22 protein-coding genes are annotated in these 25,487 nt (G+C 63.9%); 11 read left to right on the top strand and 11 right to left on the bottom strand.

Translation table 11 applies throughout. The features are described 5' to 3' along the window. Positions 1 to 403 precede the first annotated feature (403 nt). From J5M58_RS24290 to J5M58_RS24250, 9 genes are all read left to right on the top strand, one after another. Positions 404 to 2,086, top strand: coding sequence for an NAD(P)/FAD-dependent oxidoreductase (locus J5M58_RS24290; protein WP_112251513.1), 1,683 nt, complete (start codon positions 404 to 406; stop codon positions 2,084 to 2,086). A gap of 14 nt (positions 2,087 to 2,100) precedes the next feature. Further along, positions 2,101 to 2,895 (top strand): carbon-nitrogen hydrolase family protein, encoded by a 795-nt coding sequence (locus J5M58_RS24285; RefSeq protein WP_207879901.1) that lies wholly within the window; start codon positions 2,101 to 2,103, stop codon positions 2,893 to 2,895. Positions 2,896 to 3,053: 158 nt separating this feature from the next. Then, positions 3,054 to 5,354, top strand: a complete 2,301-nt coding sequence (gene pqqF / locus J5M58_RS24280) for a pyrroloquinoline quinone biosynthesis protein PqqF (RefSeq protein ID WP_207879899.1) — start codon at positions 3,054 to 3,056, stop codon at positions 5,352 to 5,354. A 158-nt stretch (positions 5,355 to 5,512) separates the two neighbouring features. Continuing rightward, positions 5,513 to 5,584 carry a pyrroloquinoline quinone precursor peptide PqqA gene (gene pqqA / locus J5M58_RS24275; protein ID WP_003243383.1) on the top strand — a complete coding sequence of 24 codons (72 nt, stop codon included), beginning with the start codon at positions 5,513 to 5,515 and terminating at the stop codon, positions 5,582 to 5,584. Between the two features lie 78 nt (positions 5,585 to 5,662). Further along, entirely contained in the window at positions 5,663 to 6,574 is a 912-nt protein-coding gene (gene pqqB / locus J5M58_RS24270; protein ID WP_207879897.1) for a pyrroloquinoline quinone biosynthesis protein PqqB, read from the top strand. A 159-nt stretch (positions 6,575 to 6,733) separates the two neighbouring features. Next, positions 6,734 to 7,489, top strand: a complete 756-nt coding sequence (gene pqqC / locus J5M58_RS24265) for a pyrroloquinoline-quinone synthase PqqC (protein ID WP_003255592.1) — start codon at positions 6,734 to 6,736, stop codon at positions 7,487 to 7,489. Continuing rightward, a complete protein-coding gene (gene pqqD / locus J5M58_RS24260; RefSeq protein WP_085626239.1) occupies positions 7,486 to 7,761 on the top strand; it encodes a pyrroloquinoline quinone biosynthesis peptide chaperone PqqD in 276 nt (91 codons plus the stop codon). The genes pqqC and pqqD overlap by 4 nt, the downstream gene beginning before the upstream one ends. After that, a complete protein-coding gene (gene pqqE, locus J5M58_RS24255; RefSeq protein ID WP_207879895.1) occupies positions 7,733 to 8,893 on the top strand; it encodes a pyrroloquinoline quinone biosynthesis protein PqqE in 1,161 nt (386 codons plus the stop codon). The genes pqqD and pqqE overlap by 29 nt, the downstream gene beginning before the upstream one ends. Continuing rightward, positions 8,859 to 10,682, top strand: coding sequence for a S9 family peptidase (locus J5M58_RS24250; protein WP_207879893.1), 1,824 nt, complete (start codon positions 8,859 to 8,861; stop codon positions 10,680 to 10,682). Before pqqE ends, J5M58_RS24250 begins: the two co-directional genes overlap by 35 nt. 132 nt (positions 10,683 to 10,814) lie before the next feature. Here the strand turns inward: J5M58_RS24250 and J5M58_RS24245 are convergent, their stop codons facing one another. Both J5M58_RS24245 and J5M58_RS24240 read right to left on the bottom strand, forming a co-directional pair. Then, positions 10,815 to 10,973: a YqaE/Pmp3 family membrane protein gene (locus J5M58_RS24245; RefSeq protein WP_009681539.1), complete on the bottom strand. Its 159-nt coding sequence runs from the start codon at positions 10,971 to 10,973 to the stop codon at positions 10,815 to 10,817. Positions 10,974 to 11,126: 153 nt separating this feature from the next. Continuing rightward, positions 11,127 to 12,407, bottom strand: a complete 1,281-nt coding sequence (locus tag J5M58_RS24240) for an aspartate aminotransferase family protein (protein ID WP_207879891.1) — start codon at positions 12,405 to 12,407, stop codon at positions 11,127 to 11,129. Positions 12,408 to 12,616: 209 nt separating this feature from the next. Between J5M58_RS24240 and J5M58_RS24235 the strand changes: the two genes are divergently transcribed. Next, positions 12,617 to 13,540: a LysR family transcriptional regulator gene (locus J5M58_RS24235; protein WP_112251499.1), complete on the top strand. Its 924-nt coding sequence runs from the start codon at positions 12,617 to 12,619 to the stop codon at positions 13,538 to 13,540. A 384-nt stretch (positions 13,541 to 13,924) separates the two neighbouring features. On the opposite strand, the gene J5M58_RS24230 is transcribed toward J5M58_RS24235, so the two are convergent. From J5M58_RS24230 to bioB, 9 genes are all read right to left on the bottom strand, one after another. Beyond that, complete coding sequence (locus J5M58_RS24230; RefSeq protein ID WP_207879889.1) at positions 13,925 to 15,703, bottom strand: acyl-CoA dehydrogenase C-terminal domain-containing protein; 1,779 nt, start codon at positions 15,701 to 15,703, stop codon at positions 13,925 to 13,927. 123 nt (positions 15,704 to 15,826) lie between these two features. Beyond that, positions 15,827 to 17,110: a diguanylate cyclase gene (locus J5M58_RS24225; RefSeq protein WP_112251495.1), complete on the bottom strand. Its 1,284-nt coding sequence runs from the start codon at positions 17,108 to 17,110 to the stop codon at positions 15,827 to 15,829. A 299-nt stretch (positions 17,111 to 17,409) separates the two neighbouring features. Continuing rightward, positions 17,410 to 19,215, bottom strand: a complete 1,806-nt coding sequence (locus tag J5M58_RS24220) for a phenylacyl-CoA dehydrogenase (RefSeq protein WP_025337435.1) — start codon at positions 19,213 to 19,215, stop codon at positions 17,410 to 17,412. Positions 19,216 to 19,503: 288 nt separating this feature from the next. Then, positions 19,504 to 19,800 (bottom strand): pyrroloquinoline quinone biosynthesis protein PqqE, encoded by a 297-nt coding sequence (locus J5M58_RS24215; protein ID WP_112251493.1) that lies wholly within the window; start codon positions 19,798 to 19,800, stop codon positions 19,504 to 19,506. Positions 19,801 to 20,030: 230 nt separating this feature from the next. Next, the gene (gene bioD, locus J5M58_RS24210) at positions 20,031 to 20,711 is read right to left on the bottom strand and encodes a dethiobiotin synthase (RefSeq protein ID WP_133970033.1); all 681 of its coding nucleotides are present in this window, start codon (positions 20,709 to 20,711) and stop codon (positions 20,031 to 20,033) included. Positions 20,712 to 20,721: 10 nt separating this feature from the next. Further along, on the bottom strand, positions 20,722 to 21,540 hold the full coding sequence (bioC, locus tag J5M58_RS24205; RefSeq protein ID WP_207879887.1) for a malonyl-ACP O-methyltransferase BioC: 819 nt from the start codon (positions 21,538 to 21,540) through the stop codon (positions 20,722 to 20,724). Beyond that, positions 21,533 to 22,264, bottom strand: coding sequence for an alpha/beta fold hydrolase (locus tag J5M58_RS24200; protein WP_207879885.1), 732 nt, complete (start codon positions 22,262 to 22,264; stop codon positions 21,533 to 21,535). The genes bioC and J5M58_RS24200 overlap by 8 nt, the downstream gene beginning before the upstream one ends. Continuing rightward, a complete protein-coding gene (bioF, locus tag J5M58_RS24195; protein WP_207879883.1) occupies positions 22,257 to 23,429 on the bottom strand; it encodes an 8-amino-7-oxononanoate synthase in 1,173 nt (390 codons plus the stop codon). Before bioF ends, J5M58_RS24200 begins: the two co-directional genes overlap by 8 nt. 1 nt (position 23,430) lies before the next feature. Next, positions 23,431 to 24,489 carry a biotin synthase BioB gene (gene bioB, locus J5M58_RS24190; RefSeq protein WP_013970556.1) on the bottom strand — a complete coding sequence of 353 codons (1,059 nt, stop codon included), beginning with the start codon at positions 24,487 to 24,489 and terminating at the stop codon, positions 23,431 to 23,433. 89 nt (positions 24,490 to 24,578) lie between these two features. Here bioB and J5M58_RS24185 point away from each other — a divergent pair, with 89 nt between their 5' ends. Then, the gene (locus J5M58_RS24185) at positions 24,579 to 25,310 is read left to right on the top strand and encodes a ComF family protein (protein WP_207879879.1); all 732 of its coding nucleotides are present in this window, start codon (positions 24,579 to 24,581) and stop codon (positions 25,308 to 25,310) included. The last annotated feature ends 177 nt before the right edge of the window (positions 25,311 to 25,487 follow it).

Genomic DNA, 25,487 nt, shown 5'->3' with positions numbered 1-25,487 from the left:
CAATGCAAACCTGCGTCGCTGCGCTCCGACTGCCTGTCCAAGTGGACGTGGATTAGGTGTCCAAGTGAGCGTGGAACGAGTGTCCAAATGATCGTGGGCTGAGTGTCCAAGTGTCGTGGAATCCGCAACACAGCCCCCTGTGGGAGCGGGTTTACCCGCGAACGCGTCGGTAGATTCACTGCAGCATTCGCGGGTAAACCCGCTCCCACAGAGACCGGTGCTGCCCCTGGAGATCTCTACATTCGTCATAAAAGATGAAAAATCATTTATTTAGACGAAACAAGCGACATTCAGACAACACTCTGCATCTTAATAACGAACATCCCACTCCCTAAAATGGCCCCCAGGCATCTCCTATACTCAGGCTCCGCCCGCTGCGCAGCCTCTCTGGCAAGGTCACTTCATGAACAAGAAAAACCGCCACCCCGCCGACGGCAAAAAGCCCATCACCATCTTCGGCCCGGACTTCCCCTTCGCCTTCGACGACTGGTTGGAGCACCCCGCAGGCCTGGGCAGCATCCCGGCCGAGCACCATGGTGCGGAAGTGGCAATCGTGGGCGCCGGTATCGCCGGCCTGGTAGCGGCCTACGAACTGATGAAGCTGGGCCTCAAACCGGTGGTGTACGAAGCCTCCAAACTGGGTGGCCGGCTGCGCTCGCAAACCTTCAACGGCACCGACGGGGTCATCGCCGAACTGGGTGGCATGCGCTTCCCGGTGTCGTCCACCGCCTTCTACCACTACGTGGACAAGCTGGGCCTGGAGACCAAACCGTTCCCCAACCCGCTGACTCCGGCTTCGGGCAGCACGGTGATTGACCTGGAAGGCCAGACCTACTACGCCGAAAAACCCACCGACCTGCCCAAGCTGTTCCACGAAGTGGCCGACGCCTGGGCCGACGCGCTGGAAAGCGGTGCCCAGTTCGCCGACATCCAGCAGGCCATCCGCGACCGTGACGTACCGCGCCTGAAAGAGCTGTGGAACAAACTGGTACCGCTTTGGGACGACCGCACCTTCTACGATTTCGTCGCCACCTCGCGCTCGTTCGCCAAGTTGAGCTTCCAGCACCGCGAAGTGTTCGGCCAGGTCGGTTTCGGCACCGGCGGCTGGGACTCGGACTTCCCCAACTCGATGCTGGAAATCTTCCGCGTGGTGATGACCAACTGCGACGACCACCAGCATCTGGTAGTCGGCGGTGTCGAGCAGGTACCGCAAGGCATCTGGCGCCATGTACCGGAGCGCTGCGTGCATTGGCCGGAAGGCACCAGCCTGAGCGCTCTGCATGGCGGCGCGCCGCGTACCGGGGTCAAGCGCATCGCCCGCGCCGCCGATGGCCGCCTGGCGGTCACCGACAACTGGGGCGACACTCGTCACTACAGTGCCGTGCTCGCCACCTGCCAAACCTGGCTGCTGACCACCCAGATCGACTGCGAGGAATCACTGTTCTCGCAAAAGATGTGGATGGCTCTGGACCGCACCCGCTACATGCAGTCGTCAAAGACCTTCGTCATGGTCGACCGGCCGTTCTGGAAGGACAAGGATCCGGAAACCGGCCGCGACCTGATGAGCATGACCCTCACCGATCGCCTCACCCGCGGCACCTACCTATTCGACAACGGCAACGACAAGCCGGGAGTGATCTGCCTGTCGTACTCGTGGATGAGCGACGCGCTGAAGATGCTGCCGCACCCGGTGGAAAAACGCGTGCAACTGGCCCTGGACGCACTGAAGAAGATCTACCCGAAGACCGACATCGCCGGGCACATCATCGGCGACCCGATCACCGTTTCCTGGGAAGCCGACCCGCACTTCCTCGGCGCCTTCAAGGGCGCCCTGCCGGGTCACTACCGCTACAACCAGCGCATGTACGCGCACTTCATGCAGCAGGACATGCCTGCCGAGCAGCGCGGCATGTTCATCGCCGGTGACGACGTGTCGTGGACGCCGGCCTGGGTGGAAGGCGCGGTACAGACATCGCTGAATGCGGTGTGGGGTATCATGAACCACTTCGGTGGCCGCACTCACCCGGACAACCCCGGCCCAGGCGACGTGTTCGACGAGATCGGCCCGATCGCTCTGCCGGACTGAGACAAGGAGGCAGCATGCGCATTGCTCTGTTCCAGGGCGCACCCAAGCCACTGGACGTGCCCGGCAACCTGCAACGGTTGCGTCATCAGGCGCAACTGGCGGCCGAACGCGGCGCCCGGTTGCTGGTGTGCCCGGAGATGTTCCTGACCGGCTACAACATCGGCCTGGCCCAGGCCGAGCGGCTGGCGGAGGCCGTCGATGGCCCTGCGGCCATGGAGGTGGTGGAGATCGCCCAGGCACACCGCATCGCCATCGTCTACGGCTACCCGGAGCGTGGTGATGATGGCGCGATCTACAACAGTGTGCAGTTGATCGATGCGCACGGCCGCTGCCTGAGCAACTATCGCAAGACCCACCTGTTCGGCGAGCTGGACCGCTCGATGTTCAGCGCGGGCTCCGACCATTTCCCGGTGGTGGAGCTCGATGGCTGGAAGGTCGGCCTGCTGATCTGCTACGACATCGAGTTCCCGGAAAACGCCCGGCGCCTGGCGCTGGACGGTGCCGAGCTGATCCTGGTGCCGACGGCGAACATGTCGCCGTACGACTTCATCTGCCAGGTGACCGTGAGGGCCCGGGCGCAGGAGAACCAGTGCTACCTGGTGTATGCCAACTATTGCGGCTCGGAAGGCGAGATCCAGTATTGCGGGCAGAGCAGCATCATCGGCCCGGATGGCAGCCTGCTGGCCATGGCCGGGCGGGACGAGTGCCAGTTGCTGGCGGAGCTGGAGCATGAGCGGGTGGTGCAGGGGCGCGGGGCGTTTCCTTACCTGAGCGATCTGCGCCAGGAACTGCACCTGCGTAAAGGCTGACAGGGGCCGCTGTGCGGCCCATTCGCGGGTAAACCCGCTCCCACAGGTTAAATTACAGGTCTGAAAGCTGTGCAGTGCCTGTGGGAGCGGGCGTGCCCGCGAAGAGGCCGAGCCTGCAAACAAATGGGTTAGCATGGACAGCAGTTACCGGAGCTCCCATGCCTGACGCCACCCGCCACCTCACCCTCGCCAACGGCCTGCAGCTAACCCTGCGCCACGCCCCGCGCCTGAAGCGCTCGGCCGCCGCACTGCGGGTACATGCGGGCAGCCACGATGCGCCGAGCAGATGGCCCGGCCTGGCCCACTTCCTGGAGCACCTGTTCTTCCTCGGCACCTCGCGCTTCCCTCTGGACGACGGCCTGATGCGTTACGTGCAGGCCCTCGGCGGCCAGGTCAATGCCAGCACCCGCGAACGCACCACCGACTTTTTCTTCGAGGTCCCGCCCGGCGCCCTGGCCGGGGGGCTGGAGCGCCTGTGCCAGATGTTGGCCGAGCCAGACCTGGGCATCGAGCGCCAACGCCGCGAACGTGAAGTAATCCATGCCGAATTCATTGCCTGGTCGCGTAACCCTCAGGCCCAGCAGCAGTTCGCCTTGCTGCAATCCGCAGCACCAGGCCATCCACTGGGCGCTTTTCATGCCGGTAACCGGCACACCCTGGCCTTGCAGGATCCTGCCTTCCAGCAAGCGCTCGGTGGCTTTCACCAGCGCTTCTACCAAGGCGGCCAGATCACCTTGAGCCTGTGCGGCCCGCAACCGCTGGATGAACTGGAATCGCTGGGCCGGCAGCATGCCAAACTGTTCGCAACGGGTGAACGGGTGCCACAAGCTCTGCCACCGCCTTTATCGGCGACCGACACGCACCTGCTGTTCAGCCACGAAAACCTGCCGGCAGGTGCCGAGCAGGCCCTTGAGTTGCTGATCGCCTGCCTCGGCGATAGCCGCCCGGGTACCTGGCTGGATGCGCTTCGCCAGCGTGGCTGGCTGCAAGGCTTCAAGGCCGAGGCACTGTATGCCTTCGCCGGGCAGTTGCTGTGGCACATTGACCTGAGGCTCAGCGAGGACGCCTGTGTCGAGGAAGCCGCTGCCCTGTTGCAGGGCTGGTTCGGCTTCATCCGCCAGTCCGACCCCAGGCAATTGAATGCCGAATTCGAACTGCTGCAGCAAAGCCGCGAGCGCAGTGCCAATGCGCTTGAGCTGGCCCGCCGGGACAGCGCCGGCCAGCCGTTCAGCGGTTTGGACACACAAGGCTTGCAGGCCCTTCGTGCCCTGCTGGGAGGCCTGCCGGGCCGCGAGCATGGGCACTGGCAACTGCCCGCGGTCGACCCCTTGCTCCTGGCCGACTTGCCTGCTGCCAGGCCGCAACCGCTGCCAGCGGCACTGAAAGTCAGCGACCAACTGCCTGGCGCTCGTCAGTATGCGGCGCTGTACCTGCGCTGGCATGTTCCTTCACCCTTGCGCCAGCGCCTGCATGCGCAGCTCGAACGTGCCCTGCAGCCCCTGCAGGAGCGCTGCGAGCGGGTATCGGTGCAGTTGCAGTTCAGTGCCGCTGGCGAATACTGGCAACTGCGCTGCGCCGGGCTACCGGCAGCGGTGCTGCGCACTGTGGAACAGGCCTTGGCACCGATGCTCGAGCCCCCGGCAGGCAGCTGGCTACCCTGTTCGACGCAGCCTCCGGCACTGATCCCCATCCGGGCACTGCTCAAGCAGTTGCCCGACGCTGTGCTGGGCGCCAGGCCTGCACCTGTTCCGGCCTGCAACCTGACACAAACGCATCTCGACAACCTGTGGCAGCAAACACGCTGGCACGGCCTGGCTACCGGCTTCGACGATGCTGCCCTGAGCGCATTGGGCACCGTGCTGCAGCACTGCCCTGGCCAAGGCTCGGCGCCTGGCCCTCTACCCGCCTGGGCCAACCGCCGTTGGCAACATGCCGAAGTACCCGGCAGCGAGCATGCCGTGCTGCTGTTCTGCCCACTGCCGGCGGCCATGGAAGCCCCTGGCCGTCTGCTCGCCCAATTGCTGCAAGGGCCGGTTTATCAACGGCTGCGGGTAGAACTGCAACTCGGCTATGCGGTGTTCAGTACCTTTCGTCAGGTGGAGGGGGTCGGCGGCCTGCTGTTCGGGGTCCAGTCGCCTCATGCCAGCCAGGTACAGATCCTCGACCACCTGCTCACCTTGCTGCGCCGGGGCGTTACCCTGGCCCCTGCCGCTCGTCAGGCCCTGGCCGGGCAATTCGATGAAGCGGCGATGGGCAACGCCGAAGTCGCCGAATGGGCGTGGCAGACATACCTGGCCACACAACCCGGCAGGCTGGATGCATTGCGCAGGTCTATCCTGAAAACGCGGCAGACGGATCTGGACCACCTGCTGAGCCATCTGCTCGATACAGGTTCCCCTTGGCTATGCCTTGCCAACGCTGCCGCACCAGATGCTTCCTGGCTGGGCTCGACCCCATGATTGTTACGAAAACCGCAAGGGAGTTTTCGAATAATTAACCTTTCGGTACAAATTTTTCTTGTAAGATAGCGCAATCCCAGCCAGGGGAACCTCCAGCCAATGGCGGTACCCAAGTAGTAGCTGACAAACCCACCCCCTCATCCGGAAGGAGTAATTCCATGTGGACCAAACCTGCATACACTGATCTGCGCATCGGCTTCGAAGTCACCATGTACTTCGCCAACCGCTAAGCCCGGCTTACGGTTCAACGCCTCGGCCTGCCGGGGCGTTTTCGTTTTTTCGCTACGGTTTCTGCAGAGAGAGTGGCCATGTACATCCAGGTTCTCGGTTCCGCCGCCGGCGGCGGGTTCCCACAGTGGAACTGCAACTGCGTCAATTGCAAGGGCTTGCGTGACGGCACACTGCGGGCCACGCCGCGCACCCAGTCGTCCATCGCCCTGTCCGACGATGGCGTGCACTGGGTGCTGTGCAATGCCTCGCCCGACATTCGCGCGCAGCTTCAAGCCTTTGCCCCGATGCAGCCGGCCCGCGCCCTGCGCGACACCGGCATCAACGCCATCATTCTGCTGGACAGCCAGATCGACCACACCACCGGCCTGCTCAGCCTGCGCGAAGGCTGCCCGCATCAGGTATGGTGCACCGACATGGTCCATCAGGACCTGACCACCGGCTTCCCGCTGTTCAACATGCTCAGCCACTGGCACGGCGGCCTGCAGTGGAACCGCATCGAGCTGGAAGGCAGCTTCGTCATCGACGCCTGCCCCAACCTGCGCTTCACCCCGTTCCCCCTGCGTAGCGCCGCCCCGCCCTATTCGCCGCACCGCTTCGACCCGCACCCGGGCGACAACCTCGGCCTGCTGGTCGAGGACACCCGCACCGGCGGCAAGCTGTTCTACGCTCCGGGCCTGGGCCAGGTGGACGACAAGCTGCTGACGATGATGGACGGCGCCGACTGCCTGCTGGTCGACGGCACCCTGTGGGAAGATGATGAAATGCAGCGCCGTGGCGTGGGTACCCGTACCGGCCGCGAGATGGGCCACCTGGCGCAGAACGGCCCCGGCGGCATGCTGGAGGTGCTGGATGGCTTCCCGCGCCAGCGCAAGGTACTTATCCACATCAACAACACCAACCCGATTCTCGACGAAGACTCGCCCGAGCGTGCCGAAGTGCTGCGCCGGGGTGTGGAAGTGGCCTTTGATGGCATGAGTATCGAGTTGTAACAGCCAGATCGCACAAAGCAACACAGGCCCTGTGGGAGCGGGTTCACCCGCGAAGACTCCCACACAGTGTATGGCACCGGCTTCGCCGGTGTTCGCGGGTAAACCCGCTCCCACAGGGTGCGTGCCAGCTAACAAGTTTGTCGTACAGGAGCCAGCCGAATGAGCGACGCACTGCCAATGTCCCCTGCCGAATTCGAGCAGGCCCTGCGCGCCAAGGGCGCCTACTATCACATTCATCACCCGTACCACGTGGCGATGTACCAAGGCCGCGCCACCCGCGAACAGATCCAGGGCTGGGTGGCCAACCGCTTCTACTACCAGGTCAACATCCCGATGAAGGATGCCGCGATCCTGGCCAACTGCCCCGACCGCGAAGTGCGCCGCGAGTGGATCCAGCGCCTGCTCGACCACGATGGCGCACCCGGCGAGGACGGTGGTATCGAAGCCTGGCTGCGCCTGGGCCAGGCCGTGGGGCTGGACCCGGACCAGCTGCGCTCACAGGAACTGGTACTGCCCGGCGTGCGCTTCGCAGTGGACGCCTACGTCAACTTCGCCCGCCGGGCCAGCTGGCAGGAAGCAGCCAGCAGTTCGCTGACCGAGCTGTTCGCCCCGCAGATCCACCAGTCGCGCCTGGACAGCTGGCCGCAGCATTACCCGTGGATCGACCCCGCGGGCTATGAATACTTCCGCACCCGCCTGGGCCAGGCCCGACGTGACGTGGAGCACGGCCTGGCGATTACCCTGCAGCACTACACCACCCGCGCGGGCCAGGAGCGTATGCTGGAGATACTGCAGTTCAAGCTGGATATCCTGTGGAGCATGCTCGACGCGATGAGCATGGCCTACGAGCTGAACCGCCCGCCCTATCACTCCGTCACCCAGGAACGGGTGTGGCACAAAGGGATCACCCTATGAGTTTCAACCGTAATCAAGTGCCGAACTGGCGCCCCGGTTATCGCTTCCAGTACGAACCGGCGCAAAAGGGCCATGTGCTGCTGTACCCAGAGGGCATGATCAAGCTCAACGACAGCGCGGCCCTGATCGGTGGCCTGATCGACGGCCAACGCGACGTTGCCGCGATCATCAGCGAACTCGAACAACAGTTCCCCGGTGTCCCGGAAGTGGCCGATGACATCGAGCAGTTCATGGAGGTGGCCCGTGCCGAACACTGGATCGTCCTCGCCTGAGTTACCGCCCACGCCAGCAGTCGGCCTGCCGCTTTGGCTGCTGGCCGAGCTGACCTACCGTTGCCCGCTGCAGTGCCCGTACTGCTCCAACCCGCTGGACTTCGCAGCCCAGGGCCAGGAGCTGAGCACCGCGCAGTGGTTCAAGGTAATGGCCGAAGCCCGGGAAATGGGTGCCGCGCAAATCGGCTTTTCCGGCGGAGAACCGCTGGTACGCCAGGACCTCGCCGAACTGATCGGCGAGGCCCGCCGGCTGGGCTACTACACCAACCTGATCACCTCGGGCATCGGCCTGACCGAAGCGCGCATCGCCGACTTCAAGAAAGCCGGCCTGGACCATATCCAGATCAGCTTCCAGGCCAGCGACGAGCAGGTGAACAACCTGCTGGCCGGCTCGAAGAAGGCCTTTGCGCAAAAGCTGGAAATGGCCCGTGCGGTGAAGGCCCATGGCTACCCGATGGTGCTCAACTTCGTCACCCACCGGCACAACATCGACAAGATCGACCGCATCATCGAGCTGTGTATCGCCCTTGAGGCCGACTTCGTCGAGCTCGCCACCTGCCAGTTCTACGGCTGGGCCCACCTCAACCGGCTGGGCCTGCTGCCGACCCGCGCGCAGCTGGAACGGGCCGAACGCATCACCAACGAGTATCGGGACAAGCTCAAGGCCGAGGGCAACCCGTGCAAGCTGATCTTCGTCACCCCGGACTACTATGAGGAGCGCCCCAAGGCCTGCATGAATGGCTGGGGCAGCCTGTTCCTCACCATCACCCCGGACGGCACCGCCCTGCCCTGCCACGGCGCGCGCCAGTTGCCGGTGCAGTTCCCCAACGTGCGCGACCACGACCTGCACCACATCTGGTACGACTCGTTCGGCTTCAACCGCTTCCGTGGCTATGAGTGGATGCCCGAACCCTGCCGCTCCTGCGACGAGAAGGAAAAGGACTTCGGCGGCTGCCGCTGCCAGGCCTTCATGCTCACCGGCGATGCCAGCAACGCCGACCCGGTGTGCGCCAAGTCGGCCGACCACGGCATCATCCTCAAGGCCCGCGAAGAGGCGGAAAGCGCCCAGCTCACCATTGAACAGATGACCTTCCGCAATGAACGAAACTCCCGTGTCATCGTCCGCGGCTGAGTTCAGTGCGGCCCAGGCTGTTGCCGCAGGCACCGACTTCGCCGAACTCAAGGTCAGCGACGCGGGGCTGTTCTGGAATGAGTTCCGCCCGGCCGATGGCGCCTGTCGCATCTGGCACTGGCAGCATCAGCAGGCCCGCTGCCTGACACCCGATGGTTTCAGTGTGCGTAGCCGGGTCTACGAATATGGCGGTGGCAGTTTTTGCCTGGGTGGTGACGGGTTGGTATTCGTCAACGAAAAAGACCAGCAGGTCTATACCCAGGCCCTGGAAGGCGCGGTACCGCGTGCCCTGACCGAAGATGCCAGCTGCCGCTACGGCGATGTGCAGTGGCACGACGGCCGGGTGCTGGCAGTCGAGGAGCAGCATGGCGAACGGGTCGAGCATCGTCTGGTCGCCCTGGGTGAACATGCCCGCGAAGTGCTTGCCGAGGGTGCCGACTTCTATGCTTCGCCTACGGTGAGTGCCGATGGCCAGCGCCTGGCGTGGGTCGAATGGGATCGCCCGGCACAACCCTGGACCATCACCAGGCTGATGTGCCGCGCACGTGATGCAAGTGGCCACTGGGGCCCGGTGCAATGTATTGCCAGTGCTGACGAGTCGCTACAGCAGCCGCGCTTCGATAGCGAAGGCCGACTCTATTGCCTGTCCGACCGCGATGGCTTCTGGCAACCCTGGGGCGAGGTCGATGGCTGCTGGCAGGCCTTGCCTGCCGAGCCCGCGGACCACGCTGCAGCCCCCTGGCAACTGGGCGCCAGTACCTGGTTGGCGCTGGGGCAGCAAAGTTATCTGGCCAGCTGGTTCGAAGATGGCTTCGGGCAACTGGGGCTGCGCACTGCCGATGGCCGCGTGGAGCGTTTCGCCAGCGCCTACACGCGTTTTCGCAGCCTGGCGATGGATGCAGAACACCTGTATACCATTGCCGCCTCGCCGATCAGCCCGCCGACAGTCATCGCCATCGCCCGCAGCAACCACGAAGTCAGTGTGCTGGCTGGTGGCGCCGAAGTGCTGCCGGCAAGCCATATCAGCCTGCCGCAGTCGATCCACTACGGCAGTGACGGTCACCGCGCCCACGGCTTCTTCTACCCGGCAGCCCGCTCGCAAGGTGCCTCGCCGCTGGTGGTGTTCATCCATGGCGGGCCAACCTCGGCCTGTTATCCCGTACTCGATCCGCGCATCCAGTACTGGACCCAACGCGGTTTCGCCGTCGCCGACCTGAACTACCGGGGCAGCACCGGCTATGGCCGTGAATACCGTCAGGCCTTGCATCTGCGCTGGGGCGAAAGCGATGTGGCCGATGCTTGCGCGGCGGTGGAATACCTGGCCGGACGTGGGCTGGTCGACAGCCGCAAGGCGTTCATCCGCGGCGGTAGCGCGGGCGGCTACACCACACTGTGCGCCCTGGCGTTCCATGATGTGTTCCGCGCCGGCGCCAGCCTGTACGGGGTCAGTGACCCGGTTGCCCTGGGCCGGGCCACCCACAAGTTCGAAGGGGACTATTTGGACTGGCTGATCGGCGACCCGCTGCAGGATGCCGAGCGCTATCGCCAGCGTACGCCGCTACTGCATGCGGGGCAGATCAAGGTGCCGGTGATTTTCTTCCAGGGCGAACTGGATGCGGTGGTGGTGCCGGAGCAGACGCGGTCGATGCTGGCGGCGCTGCAGGCTAACGGGATAAAGGCCGAAGGGCACTTCTATGCGGGGGAGCGGCATGGCTTCCGCAAGGCGGAGAACCTGGCGCATGCCTTGGAAGAAGAGTGGAAGTTCTATTGCCGGGTGTTGGGGGGCTGAGATTCTGGGGCCGCTTTGCGGCCCATCGCGACACAAGGCCGCTCCTACAGGGATCGCACAAGCCCGAATGTGGCGCTGTACCTGTAGGAGCGGCCTTGTGTCGCGATGGGCTGCAAAGCAGCCCCAAAAATCTCAGCGCTTGGCGATGATATACACCGCATGCACGATCCCCGGAATGTACCCCAGCAGGGTCAGCAAAATATTCAGCCAGAACGCCCCACCAAACCCCACCTGCAGGAACACGCCCAGCGGTGGCAGGATGATGGCGATAATGATGCGTATAAAGTCCATGCGAGTCTCTCCTGAAGGGGTTACATCAGAGACTAGCCGCCCGCCACAGAGGTTCAACAGGCAAAAAAAAACGCCCCGGGCCGAATGAAACAGGCCAGGGGCGATGCGCAGGAACGCCAGACGGTTCGTAGAATTCTCGATGTCACCAGGCCGCTAGGCTGGCATTTCGCGGCGGGCCTGCTGCTGGGCGTGCAGGCGGGCAAAGGCACGGGCCAGGCGCAGCAGCATTTCGTCGATGTTGCCCTTGCTCACCGTCAGCGCCGGCGAAAAACGCACCACATCCGCCTGCGGTGCGTTGAGCAACAGGCCTTCGTGCAAGGCAGCCGCCACCAGTTCGCGAGCCAGGTTTTCCTGCATCTGCAGGGCCCACAGCAGGCCTTGCCCGCGCACTTCGCCCTGGCCATAACGCCCGGCCAGTCGGCTCAGGCCGTCACGCAGGTGGCGGCCGTTGTCCTGCACCTGGGCGAAGAAGCCAGGCTCCAGCACGGTATCCAGCACGGCCAGGCCAGCGGCGCACATCAGCGCGTTGCCATGGTGGCTGCCTTCCAGTTCGCCAGGCTCTGCGCAGCACGCCGTACCCCGAGCCAGCAACGCCGCCAGCGGCACGCCCCCGCCCAGCCCCTTGCCCAGGGTGATGATGTCGGCGCGCACGCCATAGGTTTCTTCGGCCAGCAGCGCGCCACAGCGGCCGATGCCGGTCTGCACCTCATCAAGGATCAGCAGGATGCCCAGCTCGCGGCACAGCGTTTCCACACCCTTGAGGTACTCCTGCGTGGCCGGAATGACACCCGCCTCGCCCTGGATCGGCTCAAGCATGATCGCCACGGTGCGCGAGTCCACCTCGGCGTGCAGCGCCCCCAGGTCGTTGAACGGCACCTTGCTGAAGCCCGGCAGGCCTGGCTCGCAGCGGTTGCACGGCAGCGGGTCGGACGCCGACAACGCGCCCAGGCTGCGGCCATGGCAGGCCTGAGTGGCGGTGATGATGTGATAGGCGCCGTTGCGGTGCAGTTGGCCCCATTTGCGGGCCAGTTTGATCGCACCTTCGCAGGCTTCGGCACCACTGTTGAGCAGGTACGCCTGGTCGCTGCCGGTGCTCTGGCACAAGCGATTGGCCAGCCCCAGCAGGCCACGACTGTGGAAACCCGAACCTGGGTTGATCAGTGCCTGGGCCTGGTTGCCCAGCGCCTTCACCAGCACGCTGGGGCTGTGGCCCAGGCTGTTGACCGCGCCGCCTTGGGTGAAGTCCAGGTAGGCATGCCCTTCGTTGTCCCACAACCAGGAGCCCTGGCCACGCACGAACACCTGTGCTGCGCGTTCGGTGCTGGGCATCAGGCGCTCGCGCGAAAGCTGCGGCGCTTCCGGCAGGATCACCGGCGCACGCTTGGGCTCGGCGACGGCAGCAGGGGCCGGGCGGCGCAGGTTGAACAGGTTCATCAGGGCTCCAACCAATCACGACAGGGCCGGCCACGGTGCGGTCTGGGTACCGGCACTCGATATTTTGCCTTTCCTATCAAAAGTGTTTTTCATCCGGGGTAACAATCGACCGTTTCATCGCTGTAACCCGTTGGAATACGGCGATAGACTAGGCCTCACGAGGGTTTTCGACCATTTCGTTTTTCCAGCATTTTCGATAAGTAGCACTTATGGATTTCCGCCAACTGCGTTATTTCGTCGCGGTGTATGAAGAAGGTCACGTGGGCCGCGCCGCCGAGCGCCTGTCGCTGTCCCAGCCAGCGCTTTCCCAGCAGATCCGCCAGCTGGAGCACAGTCTCGACCTGAGCCTGTTCGAACGCAGCAACAAGCGCCTGCTGCCAACGCTGGCCGCCCATACCCTGTACAACCACGCCCTGCCGCTGCTCGACGGCCTGCAGCGCGCCCATGAGGCCATGCGCAATTTCAAGGGCCAGTCGTTGCGTACCTTGGCCATCGGCGTGCTGCAGACCGTGCGGCCGAGCCTGGTACCGCAGTTGCTCGAGCGCCTGCGCAGGGCACAGCCGCACCTTGTGGTGCAGATCTACGAATTGTCGGGGCTGGAGATAGAACGGCGCCTGCTCAATGGCAGCCTGGACATCGGCATCAGCTACCTGCCGCCACGCCAGCCAGGGCTGCATGGTCTGCTGCTGTACGAAGATGAGCTGCAACTGGTCATCCCCGCTACCCACCCGCTGAAGGACTTCAAGAAGGTGTCCATCCGCCAGGCCGCCGAGCTGCCCATGCTGATGCTGGGCGAGGAATTCCAGATCCGCCAGATCTGGCAGGCGCAACTGGCCAGCCAGGGGCGTCGGCCGCAGGTACAGGCAGAGATGAACAACATGGCGGGGATTCTCGACAGCCTTGCCCATACCGCGCTGGCCACCATCCTGCCAGGGCGGGCCAAGGAGGCCGCCGAGGATGACCAAGGGCTGCTGTGGAAGCCGTTGAGCGAGCCGCGAGTACCGCTGAAGGTTGGTTTGGTATTCCGCGACGCCCAGCGCCAGCAGGCTTCTGTGGAGCTGCTGCGCACGCTGCTGGAGGAAGAGACAGACGCACGCCTGTCGGGCGCATCACCGCTGGATGTGCTGGGTTGAAAACACGCGCACAAAGAAAACCCCGCCGAAGCGGGGTTTTCCAGACTGTTTCCCTGTGACATCCGTATCGCCCCGCCATCCTGGCAGGTGGTCCTTCGTCGTCGTCCTTGATCTGTCCTTTGCGCTTCCTGCGCAACGTCCATGTGGTAAAGATTAGCCCTGGATCCAATCTGAGAACAGTGGCGAAAAGTCACCACGTTGTGTAGGAAAAAGCTTACAAAGGGGGATTCATTCCCAGATTTGCCTGGAATTGGAGCCGCTTTGCGGCCCATCGCGACACAAGGCCGCTCCTACACAGGGACCGCAACACCCTAAGGGCCTGCGCTGTACCTGTAGGAGCGGCCTTGTGTCGCGATGGGCTGCAAAGCAGCCCCCAAAAACCCCTCAGAACTGCTCGGCATCCAGCAAGTACAGCGACTCACTCCCCGCCTTCACCGAAGCCACCAGCGAATCCACCCTCGGCAGCAACCGCGCAAAGAAGAACCGCGCCGTGCCCAGCTTGCCCGAGTAGAACGCCTCGTCCCCTTCACCCGCCCTGGCCGCCTGCGCCATCAACGCCCACATGTAGGCATAGGCGACATAACCAAAGGCATGCAGGTACTCGACCGAAGCCGCGCCAATTTCGTTCGGGTTGCCCTTGGCCTGCTCCAGCACCCACTCGGTCAGCCCGTCGAGCTGATCGAGATAAGTACCCAACGGCTTGGCAAATTCATCCAGCTCGCTGCCCGCGCTGGCAATGAACTGGCGAATCTCGTCGGAGAACAGCCGGTAGTACGCCCCACCACTGGCCACCACCTTGCGCCCCATCAGGTCGAGGGCCTGGATACCGTTGGTGCCTTCATAAATCTGCGTAATACGCACATCGCGCACCAGTTGCTCCTGCCCCCATTCGCGAATGTAGCCATGCCCGCCGAACACCTGCTGGCCGTGCACCGTGCACTCCAGGCCCAGGTCGGTGAGGAAGGCCTTGGCCACCGGTGTCAGCAGTGCCACCAGCTCTTCGCTGCGCTTGCGCACGGCGGCGTCTTCGCTGTACTTGGCACTGTCCAGCTGCAGAGCCACGTAGCTGGAGAAGGCACGGCCACCCTCGATCAGCGACTTCATGGTCAGCAGCATGCGGCGAACATCAGGGTGAACGATGATCGGGTCAGCGGCCTTGTCCTTGGCTTGTGGCCCGGTCGGGGCGCGGCTCTGCAGGCGGTCGCGGGCGTACTCCACGGCATTCTGGTAGGAGCGCTCGGCCGAGGCCAGGCCCTGGATACCAACGCCCAGGCGCTCGTAGTTCATCATGGTGAACATGGCCGCCAGGCCTTTGTTCGGTTCACCGACGATGTAACCGACCGCCTCGTCGAAGTTCATCACACAGGTGGCCGAAGCCTGGATGCCCATCTTGTGCTCGATCGAGCCACAGGTGGCCGCGTTGCGGGCGCCCAGGCTGCCGTCTTCATTTACCAGGAACTTCGGCACCAGGAACAGCGAAATGCCTTTCGGCCCTGCCGGTGCGTCCGGCAGCTTGGCCAGCACCAGGTGGATGATGTTCTCCGTCAGGTCGTGCTCGCCACCAGTGATGAAGATCTTGGTGCCGCTGACCTTGTAGCTGCCGTCGGCCTGGGGCTCGGCCTTGGTGCGGATGATGCCCAGGTCGGTACCGGCGTGCGGCTCGGTCAGGCACATGGAACCGGCCCACACGCCGGCGTACATGTTCGGCAGGTACTTTTCCTTCAGCGCTTCACTGGCGTGGGCATTGATCGACAGGCAGGCGCCGGCAGTCAGCATCGGGTACAGGCCAAAGGACAGGCTGGAGGCATTGACCATTTCCTCGACCTGGGCCGAGATGACCTTGGGCATGCCCATGCCGCCGAACAGCGGGTCGCCGCCCACACCCACCCACCCGCCTTCGGCGTAGGTGTTGTAGGCCTCGATGAAACCGGCCGGCGTGCGCACCGCGCCGTTGTCCCAGTGGCAGCCCTCTTCATCGGCAGCGCGGCTGAGCGGCGCGATGGACCGGGCAGTGACCTTGCCGGCTTCTTCCAGCACCGCCATGGCCGTGTCGGTGTCGACAACATCGGCCAGCCCGGGCAGTTGCGCCCATTGCTCGGTCACGTTGAAGACTTCATTCAGTACGAAGCGCATGTCGCGCAGGGGCGCTTTATATTCAGCCATGACAACCTCTCGCTAGTCGGGTCGGGGCGGTCTCGGGGAACCGCGACACTGGGTTGCAGGCAGTGTAACCGAACAACTTTTACGAGACATAGGGTCATCACTAGACCGCATAGTCTATTTCGGTCACGCCGTGCGCACTGCCCCTCGCTGCGATTGTTGCCCATGCACCATGACACAATTGCGCCCCGCGCCCTTGGCGCTGTACAGCGCCTGGTCGGCAGATTTCAACACTGCCTCGGGGTTGCGATGATCGGCCTGGCGCTCGGCCACGCCGATGCTGATGGTGACCGACACCGAGCCGCCACTGCTGCCCGCCCGTCGCTGGCGCCCGGCGGTATCGTCCTGCGGGCGGTTGTGCTGGTCGCGCAGGTGCATCACGTAGTTGGCGATCACTTCGCGCACGGCTTCCACATGCGGCACGCATTCCTCGGCGGTCTTGCCGGCAAACACCAGGGCGAACTCCTCGCCGCCATAGCGGTAGGCGCGGCCACCCCCGGTGACCTTGGACAGGCGGCTGGCAACCAGGCGCAGCACCTGGTCGCCGACATCGTGGCCGTGGGTGTCGTTGAATTTCTTGAAGTGGTCGACATCGGTCATGGCGATCACATAGTTGCGCCCCAGGCGCTGCATGCGCTCGTTCAGCGCACGGCGCCCCGGCAGCCCGGTCAGTTCGTCGCGGAAGGCCATCTGGTAGGCCTCGTGCGCCACCGCTGCGGCGATCATCAGCATTACCTGGCTGCACATGATATTCAGGGTAAACGGCAAGATGAAGGTTTGCGGCAGCATCCAGAAGATACCCAGCAGGCCCATCACCTGCGCAGCATGCAGCGGCCGTGGCGCACGCAGGTATTGCACCACCAGCAGGATGAACACGCCGAGGAACAGCGGGTAGACCATCTGGATAAGACTCATCCACTGGCCATGCAAGGTTGGCCAGCGGATTTCCGCCAACCAGGTCAGCAGTGCTTCCGGGTAGCTTTGCTCCAGGGCCACTGCCACGCTGCCCACGGCGAACAGCACCGCGCCACGGGCGAGCAGGTCCTGCAGCAGGTGGGTACGCTCCTGCCAGGCACCATACAGCCCGAACAGGGCGGGCAGCAGCAGGCACACGAGGTGGAATATCACCGCCGCGTCCTCGCGCACGCGGCCATGGTCACGGTAGAAGTCAGTCTGGGTGTCGAGCAGGTAGTAGGCGATGTACACCGTGAGCATCAAGAACAGCTCGCGCTGGCGACGGTACACCGCACAGTAGGCACCGCCCAGCAGCAGGACCAAGGTGGGCAGGACATTGAACAGCGATGTGAAAAAGACACTGAGGTCTCTCACATAGGCCGCGGCGAGGCCTGCCAGCAAAAGAATCAGCGACGGCAGGAAGTGGCTCGCGCGAACAGCGTTAAGACGAAACAAGGGTAATCTCCGACCCGGCAGATCAATAATGGCATTGTGCCCTTACTTCATCGGCAGTGCACATGAACAGTTGAATATGCGGATGGAATGAACAGCAAATTCCGGCGTGCACTCGATCATTGTGGGAGCGGGTTTACCCGCGAACACCGGCAAAGCCGGTGCCATATACCGCGTCGCATTCTTCGCGGGTAAACCCGCTCCCACAAGGATCGTGTAAAACACAGGGATCGCGTGCAGCCCCAAAATGCAAAAACCCGCCTGCCGGTGAAGGCAGGCGGGTTTGCTTTACAGCGGCAGGATCAGTACGACAGGCCGAAGTGTTCTTCGTCCATCGCCATCAGGTTGTTGGCACCCGAGAGCATGGTCGCCACATGAGTACGGGTACGCGGCAGGATGCGCTGGAAGTAGAAGCGCGCGGTCTGCAGCTTGGCGGTGTAGAACGCTTCTTCGCTGGTGCCGGCAGCCAGTTTTTCGGCCGCCAGGCGGGCGATGTCGGCCCAGAAGTAGGCCAGGCAGGCGTAGCCGGAATACATCAGGTAATCGACCGAGGCCGCACCCACTTCCTCGCGGTCCTTCATGGCGGCCATACCCACTTTCATGGTCAGCTCGCCCCATTCCTTGTTCAGCGCCGCCAGCGGTTCGACGAACTCCTTGACCGCTTCGTTGCCTTCCTGCGCCTGGCAGAACTTGTGCACGATCTTGGTGAAGCCCTTCAGCGCTTCGCCCTGGGTCATCAGCACCTTGCGACCGAGCAGGTCCAGGGCCTGAATACCAGTGGTGCCTTCGTACAGCATGGAAATACGGCTGTCGCGTACGTTCTGCTCCATGCCCCACTCGGCGATGAAGCCGTGGCCGCCGTAGATCTGCACGCCATGATTGGCGGCTTCGAAGCCGACTTCGGTCATGAACGCCTTGGCGATCGGGGTCAGGAACGCCAGCAGGGCATCGGCCTTCTTGCGTTCTTCTTCATCCTGGCTGTACTTGACGATGTCCACCTGCTTGGCAGTGAAGTACACCATCGCGCGGTTGCCTTCGGCGAAGGCCTTCATGGTCAGCAGCATGCGACGCACGTCCGGGTGGACGATGATCGGGTCAGCAGCCTTGTCCGGTGCCTTCGGGCCAGTCAGCGAACGCATCTGCAGGCGCTCACGGGCGTACTTCAGGCCACCCTGGAACGCCACCTCGGCGTGGGCCAGGCCTTGCAGCGCGGTACCCAGGCGAGCGGTGTTCATGAAGGTGAACATGCAGTTCAGGCCTTTGTTGGCTGGGCCGATCAGGTAGCCGGTAGCGCCGTCGAAGTTCATCACGCAGGTGGCGTTGCCGTGGATACCCATCTTGTGTTCGATCGAGCCGCAGCTCACGCCGTTGCGCTCGCCTACACCGCCTTCGGCGTTGGGCAGGAACTTCGGCACGATGAACAGCGAGATGCCCTTGGTGCCAGCCGGTGCGTCCGGCAGGCGGGCCAGGACGATATGGACGATGTTGTCGGCCATGTCGTGCTCACCGGCCGAAATGAAGATCTTGGTGCCCGACACCTTGTAGCTGCCGTCGGCCTGTGGCTCGGCCTTGGTGCGCAGCATGCCCAGGTCGGTACCGCAGTGCGGCTCGGTCAGGCACATGGTGCCGGTCCACTCGCCGGATACCAGCTTGGTCAGGTAGGTGTGCTGCTGCTCGGCAGTACCGTGCGCGGAGATGGTGTTCATCGCGCCGTGCGACAGGCCCGGGTACATGCCCCAGGACCAGTTCGAACCGCCGACCATCTCGCTCAGTGCCAGGCCCAGCGACTCCGGAAGGCCTTGGCCGCCGTGCTCGACGTCATGCGCCAGGCTGGGCCAGCCGCCTTCGACGAACTGCTGGTAGGCCTCTTTGAAGCCGGTCGGGGTTTTCACGCCCGATTCGCTCCAGGTGCAGCCTTCCTGATCACCCACACGGTTCAGCGGCGACAGCACCTGCTCACAGAACTTCGCGCCTTCTTCGAGGATCGCGTCGACCATGTCGGGCGTGGCGTCCTGGCAACCCGGCAGGCTCTGATAGTGCGCCTCATAACCGAGCAGCTCGTCGCGAACGAAGCGGATATCACGCAAGGGGGCTTTGTAATCAGGCATTGCGATGAACCTCTAGGTGAGTTCTGTGGGGTGACACGCGCTTGGCGGCCGTCGATCAAACAGTTGTTTGAAACTTACGTTTAGCTCCGCCTTATGTCAAGGATGGACTATGGTGTCATTTACGCCACGAAAAATGGCAAAGCCGCCAAAGCATGGCGTGATACCTGTGGGAGCGGGTTTACCCGCGAAGAGGCCGGCCCGGAAAACAAAGTTGTCCGGGCTGACGCATTCGCGGGTAAACCCGCTCCCACAGGTTGAGGGCGCTGGTATTGGGGAAGACGCCAAAGATCAGGCGTAGGTATCGATGAACCGGCCGAGCATTTCGTCGGATGCCTTGGCGACCTTTGCGCCAAGCTCGACCTCAAGTTTGCCCACGGCCAGCTGCACGGTGCTGGTGGCCAGGTCCATCTGCTGGCTGCGGTCGACCGCGCGCAGGCGTTCGGCCTGATAATCGCTGGACTGGCTGGTGGCGCTACGTTCGGCGGTGGTGCTGGCGATCTGGCTGGCAGCCTGATCGACGCGGTTCTGGCCGGTCTGGATTGCGCTCAGGCCCGCGTAATAGGCGGAGCTACCGGTGATTTCCATGTCAGGACTCCATTGACGCTGGATGACGAACAGGCCCAATTAAAGCAGGCCAGGGGCGAAAAGGCCCGTTTAAATCCCTAATGGCCCGGTGCCAGTTGATAGGCCTTGGGTATTCCTGCACTGGCCTCTTCGCGGGTAAACCCGCTCCCACAGGTACTGCACAAGTCTCAAAAACTGTGGAGATCCTGTGGGAGCGGGTTTACCCGCGAAAGGGCCGGGCCTGGAAACGGCTAATCCAGCAGATCCAGCTGCAAATGCTCAGCCACCATGTCGGCACTGGCCTGCTTCAGTTTCGGCACCCGCCCCAGGCATGGCGCCGGCAAGCGCTCGGCCAGGCTGGCCAGGTTCTCTTCCAGCCGCGAAGTACGCGGCTCTATGATGTTCGCCACCCACCCCGCCAATTGCAGGCCGTCACGGGCAATCGCCTCGGCGCTGAGCAAGGCGTGGCTGATGCACCCCAGCCGCACTCCCACCACCAGGATCACCGGCAGCTTGAGGGCAATGGCCAGATCGGACAAGTTGTCTTGCCCCGACAACGGCACGCGCCAGCCACCAGCCCCTTCGATCAGGGTAAAGTCGGCATTCTGTTGCAGCACATTGCGCATCGCCGCCAACAGCTCCGACACGGCAAGCGTTACCCCCGCCTCGCGCGCTGCCACATGGGGTGCGATAGCCGGTTCGAAGGCAAACGGGTTGACCTGCTCGTAGGGCAGCTTGATCGTGCTCTCATCGATCAACGCCTGAGCGTCGCTGTTGCGCAAGCCTTTCGATGTCATCGTGCAACCGGAGGCCACCGGCTTGGCCCCCAGCGTACTCATGCCCTGCAACCGTGCCGCATGCAACAGCCCGGCAGCGATGGTGGTCTTGCCAACATCGGTATCGGTACCGGCAATGAAATAGGCCTGGTTCATCTCGCCTCCCTTACGCCTGTGGCTTGCGCAACAAACCATAGACCACCTGGTAGGTGGCTGGCAGCCCCTCGGGCTGGCGAAATGCCTCATAAGCCTGCAGCAGGCCCTGCATGCGCGCCCGGCCGGTAAGCCCGGAAGGTCGGCCGGGGTTCAGGTTGTGGGCGCCGAGGGCCTTGAGCTCATGGGTCAGGCTGCGTACATCCGGGTAGTGCAGCACGTGCGGGCAGCGCTGCAGCCCAAGCTGTTCGAAGCCGCTGGCGGCGCACAGGCGCTGATAGTCCTCGAAACGGCGGAAGCGGTTCACATGCACCAGGCCATCCACCGCCTGCCAACTGGTACGCAGTTCATCGAGGGTGCCCACACACAGGCTGCTGAAGGCCAAAACGCCGCCCGGGCGCAGCACTCGCAGCGCTTCTGCCAGCACGCTGGCGAACTGATCGCACCACTGCACGGCCAGGCTGGTGAACACCAGGTCGACGCTGGCATCACGCAGCGGCAAACGCTCGGCGTCACCGGCCACGTGATAGAGGGCCCCGCCCTGTTCGTTGCGGGCATGGCACAACATACCCTCGGCGATATCCACCGCCACGCCGCTGGCCTGGGGGAAACGCTCGGCCAGCGCCCGGCTGAAATGACCGGTGCCGCTGCCCAGATCCAGCCAGCGTGACGGCTGCAGGCCTTCTGGCAACTGCTCCAGCAAGCTCGAACCCACCGCACGCTGCAAGGCTGCCACGCTGTCGTAGCTGGCGGCGGCGCGGGAGAACGAGGCCGCTACCTGGCGCTTGTCGGGCAGCGCGCCGGGCAGGGTCGGACGGGAAAGGTCAGTCATCGCCACTCTCATGCAGGAAACTCTTGATGCCCGCCGCCAGTTCCTGCGGGTACTCCAGCAGGAACGCGTGGGAACTGTCTTCGACCAGGCCCACTTCCACATCGGGCAGCAGCTCGCTCAGCGCTTTTGCCGCCTCTGCCGGCACCAGCGCATCGCTGCCGGCGAACAGGTGCAACTGCGGGCCACCGTAGGCCTGCAGTGCTTCGCGGGTGTCCAGCTTGGCCAGCACCTCAAGGCCGGTGGCCAGGTACAGCGGGTCGGTGTCCGGCACGCCGACACCCAGCTGGCGCAGCAGGGTACGCGGCTGCTGGGCACCGTCGCTGCACAAGGTACGGAAGCGCTTCAGGGTGACCTGGGTATGGCTGCGGCAGCCGTCGAGGAAGGTGCCGAAAGTGTCTTCGGCCATGCCATGCGGCCAGTCCGGGCGGGCCACGAAACTGGGGTTGCTGGCCAATGTCAGCAGGCCGCAGCAGTGGTCGCCACGTTTGTGCGCCAGCGCGCTGGCCAGCATGCCGCCGAGCGACCAGCCGCCCAGCCAGACATCGCTGGGCAACTTGCGGTCCAGGTGGTCAAGCCAGGCGTCCACGTCGCTGTGGGCCAGTTCTGGAAGGGGCATCAGCTCTACCTGCAAGCGAGCATCCTGGGCGCGCAGGCTGGCGGCCAGCGGCTCCAGGGAAGCAGTGCCCAGGCCCCAGCCAGGCAACAGAACAAGTCGATTACGCATCGGCGCTCTCCAATTGTGGATAACACTCGGCCAATGCATTCAACAATAGCTGCACCTGCGCCTTGCTGTGCGCGGCGCTCAAAGTCACCCGCAGGCGTGCGCTGCCCGCCGGCACAGTGGGCGGGCGGATGGCCGTCACCAGCAAGCCGCGCTCGCGCAGCATGCGTGACAGGCGCAGGGCCTGCGTGCTGTCGCCGATGACGATGGGCTGGATCGGGGTCGGGCTGTCCATCAATTCCAGGCCGATCTGCTGCGCGCCTTCACGGAACTGGCGGATCAGCGCGGCCAGATGCTCGCGGCGCCAGGTCTCGCGGCGCAACAATTCCAGACTCTTGAGGGTGGCGCAGGCCAGCGCTGGTGGCTGGCTGGTGGTGTAGATGTACGGGCGGGCGAACTGCACCAGCGCCTCGATCAACTCTTCGCTGCCGGCCACAAAGGCACCAGCGGTACCACAGGCCTTGCCCAGCGTACCGATCAACACCGGCACATCTTCAACGCCCAGGCCGAAGTGTTCGACGATACCGCCGCCCTGGGTGCCGAGGGTGCCCAGGCCATGGGCATCGTCAACCATCAGCCAGGCACCGCGCGCGCGGGCGACATCGGCCAGCGCCGGCAGGTCGGCCAGGTCGCCGTCCATGCTGAACACGCCGTCGGTCACCACAAGGGTATTGCCGACGGCCTTGTCCAGGCGGCTGGCCAGGCTGGCCGGGTCGTTGTGCAGGTAGCGGTTGAAACGGGCGCCGCTGAGCAGCCCGCCATCCAGCAGGGAGGCATGATTCAAACGGTCTTGCAGCACTGTGTCACCCTGCCCCACCAGCGCGGTGATGGCGCCCAGGTTGGCCATGTAGCCGGTGGAGAACAGCAGCGCACGCGGGCGCCCGGTGAGCTCGGCCAAGGCCTCTTCCACCTGGTGGTGCGGCGTACTGTGGCCGATCACCAGGTGCGAGGCACCGCCGCCGACACCCCAGCGCTCGGCGCCGGCCTGCCAGGCGGCAATCACCTCAGGATGGTTGGCCAGGCCCAGATAGTCATTGCTGCAGAAAGCCAGCAAGCGCTGGCCATCGACAACCACTTCCGGCCCCTGCGGGCTCTGCAGCAGCGGCCGCTGCCGATACAGGTCTGCGGCGCGCCGTTCGGCCAGGCGCGCCGCCAGGTCGAAGGCCATCTCAGGCCGTCGCGGCGTTGTAGAACATCTCGCTGCTGCGCTGTTCGACCAGCGCCTGCTCGATGGCCGCCTGGTGCACTTCGTCGGCGTGTTCTTCACGCGCTTCGGGCTTGATGCCCAGGCGTGCGAACAGTTGCATGTCCTTGTCGGCCTGCGGATTGGCGGTGGTCAGCAGTTTTTCGCCGTAGAAGATCGAGTTGGCGCCAGCCATGAAGGCCAGGGCCTGCATCTGTTCGTTCATCTGCTCGCGGCCAGCGGACAGGCGCACGTGCGACTTGGGCATGAGGATACGGGCCACGGCCAGCATGCGGATGAAGTCGAACGGGTCGACGTCCTCTTCCTCGGCCAGCGGCGTGCCGGCCACCTTGACCAGCATGTTGATCGGTACCGATTCCGGGTGCTCGGGCAGGTTGGCCAGCTGGATAAGCAGGCCGGCGCGGTCGTCCAGCGACTCACCCATGCCCAGGATGCCGCCGGAGCAGATCTTCATCCCGGCATCGCGCACATAGGCCAAGGTCTGCAGGCGCTCGCTGTAGGTGCGGGTGGTGATGATGCTGCCGTAGAACTCCGGCGAGGTATCGAGGTTGTGGTTGTAGTAGTCCAGGCCGGCCTGGGCCAGGGCCTTGGTCTGCTCCTGGTCGAGCTTGCCGAGGGTCATGCAGGTCTCCAGGCCCATGGCCTTCACGCCTTTGACCATCTCCAGCACGTAGGGCATGTCTTTGGCCGATGGATGCTTCCACGCCGCCCCCATGCAGAAGCGGGTAGAACCAATGGCTTTGGCGCGGGCTGCTTCTTCCAGCACCTTCTGCACTTCCATCAGCTTCTGTTTTTCCAGCCCGGTGTTGTAGTGGCCGGACTGTGGACAATATTTGCAATCTTCCGGGCAGGCGCCGGTCTTGATCGACAGCAGGGTCGAAACCTGTACGCGGTTCGGGTCGAAATGCGCGCGATGCACGGTCTGCGCCTGGAACAACAGGTCATTGAACGGTTGCTGGAACAGCGCCTTGACCTCGGCCAGGGACCAGTCGTGACGTGTTGTTGCAGTTGTGCTGGCGCTCATTGGCGTTTCCTTGTTTAGGCTCAAGCAGGCGCCGGGACAGGAAAGCCCTCCAGCGCATCACGGATAGCTCGCATAGTCATGGAAGGCCTATGAACTGTCAACCACACTGGAAAACACTGGTTTACAAGTGCTCACTTATTAATCAATCGTGCTTGCTGTGCGATGAACCCGCCGAGCAGGCCTACCCGCTGTGCGTCGCCTGCGAGCAGGAACTGCCCTGGCTGGGCGATCAGTGTCTGCGCTGCGCCCTGCCATTGCCGATGGCCGGCCTGGTTTGCGCCCCGTGTCGCCGCCACGCACCGGCCTTCGAGCAGGTGCTTGCACTGTGGCATTTCGGCTTTCCGGTGGACACGCTGATCAGCCGTTTCAAGCACAACCGCCAATGGCCTTTGGGGCGCCTGATGGCCGAATTGCTCGGACATGGGCTGCTTTACCGCTTTGCAGAGGGGCTACCCCGCCCCGATCTGTTGTTGCCTGTACCCTTGGCTAAACGTCGACTACGCGAGCGTGGGTTCAACCAGGCGGCGATGCTCGGGCGCTGGCTGTCGTCGCACCTGGGGGTACATTGCGACGAGCGGTTGCTGCTGCGCACACGGGAGACACCTGCGCAGCAACAACTGGACGCGAAGGCCAGGCGACGCAATTTGCGCCAGGCGTTTGCGGTCACGGGCAAGCTGACGGGCAAGCACGTCGCCATTGTCGATGACGTGTTGACCACCGGTGCTACCGCACAGGCGGTTGCCGAAGTGCTGCGCCAGGCCGGTGCGCGACGGGTGGATGTGTATTGCCTGGCGCGTACGCCCAAGCCGGGGTACGTATGAGCAAGTGCGGATCGCCCGGTGTCGGAGCGGCCTTGTGTCGCGATCGGGCTGCGCAGCAGCCCCAGCGATATTTGCCAAGGCATGAATCTTGGGCCGCTTCGCGCCCCTTTCGCGACACAAGGCCGCTCCTACACACTATCCACCCTCAGGCCCCCATAAGACCCAATACCCATGCCC

Source organism: Pseudomonas sp. 32_A (assembly GCF_017490905.1).
GTDB lineage: Bacteria > Pseudomonadota > Gammaproteobacteria > Pseudomonadales > Pseudomonadaceae > Aquipseudomonas > Aquipseudomonas inefficax.
The sequence above is the reverse complement of the archived record's forward strand: the minus strand, read 5'-3'. Positions and strand labels throughout refer to the sequence as shown.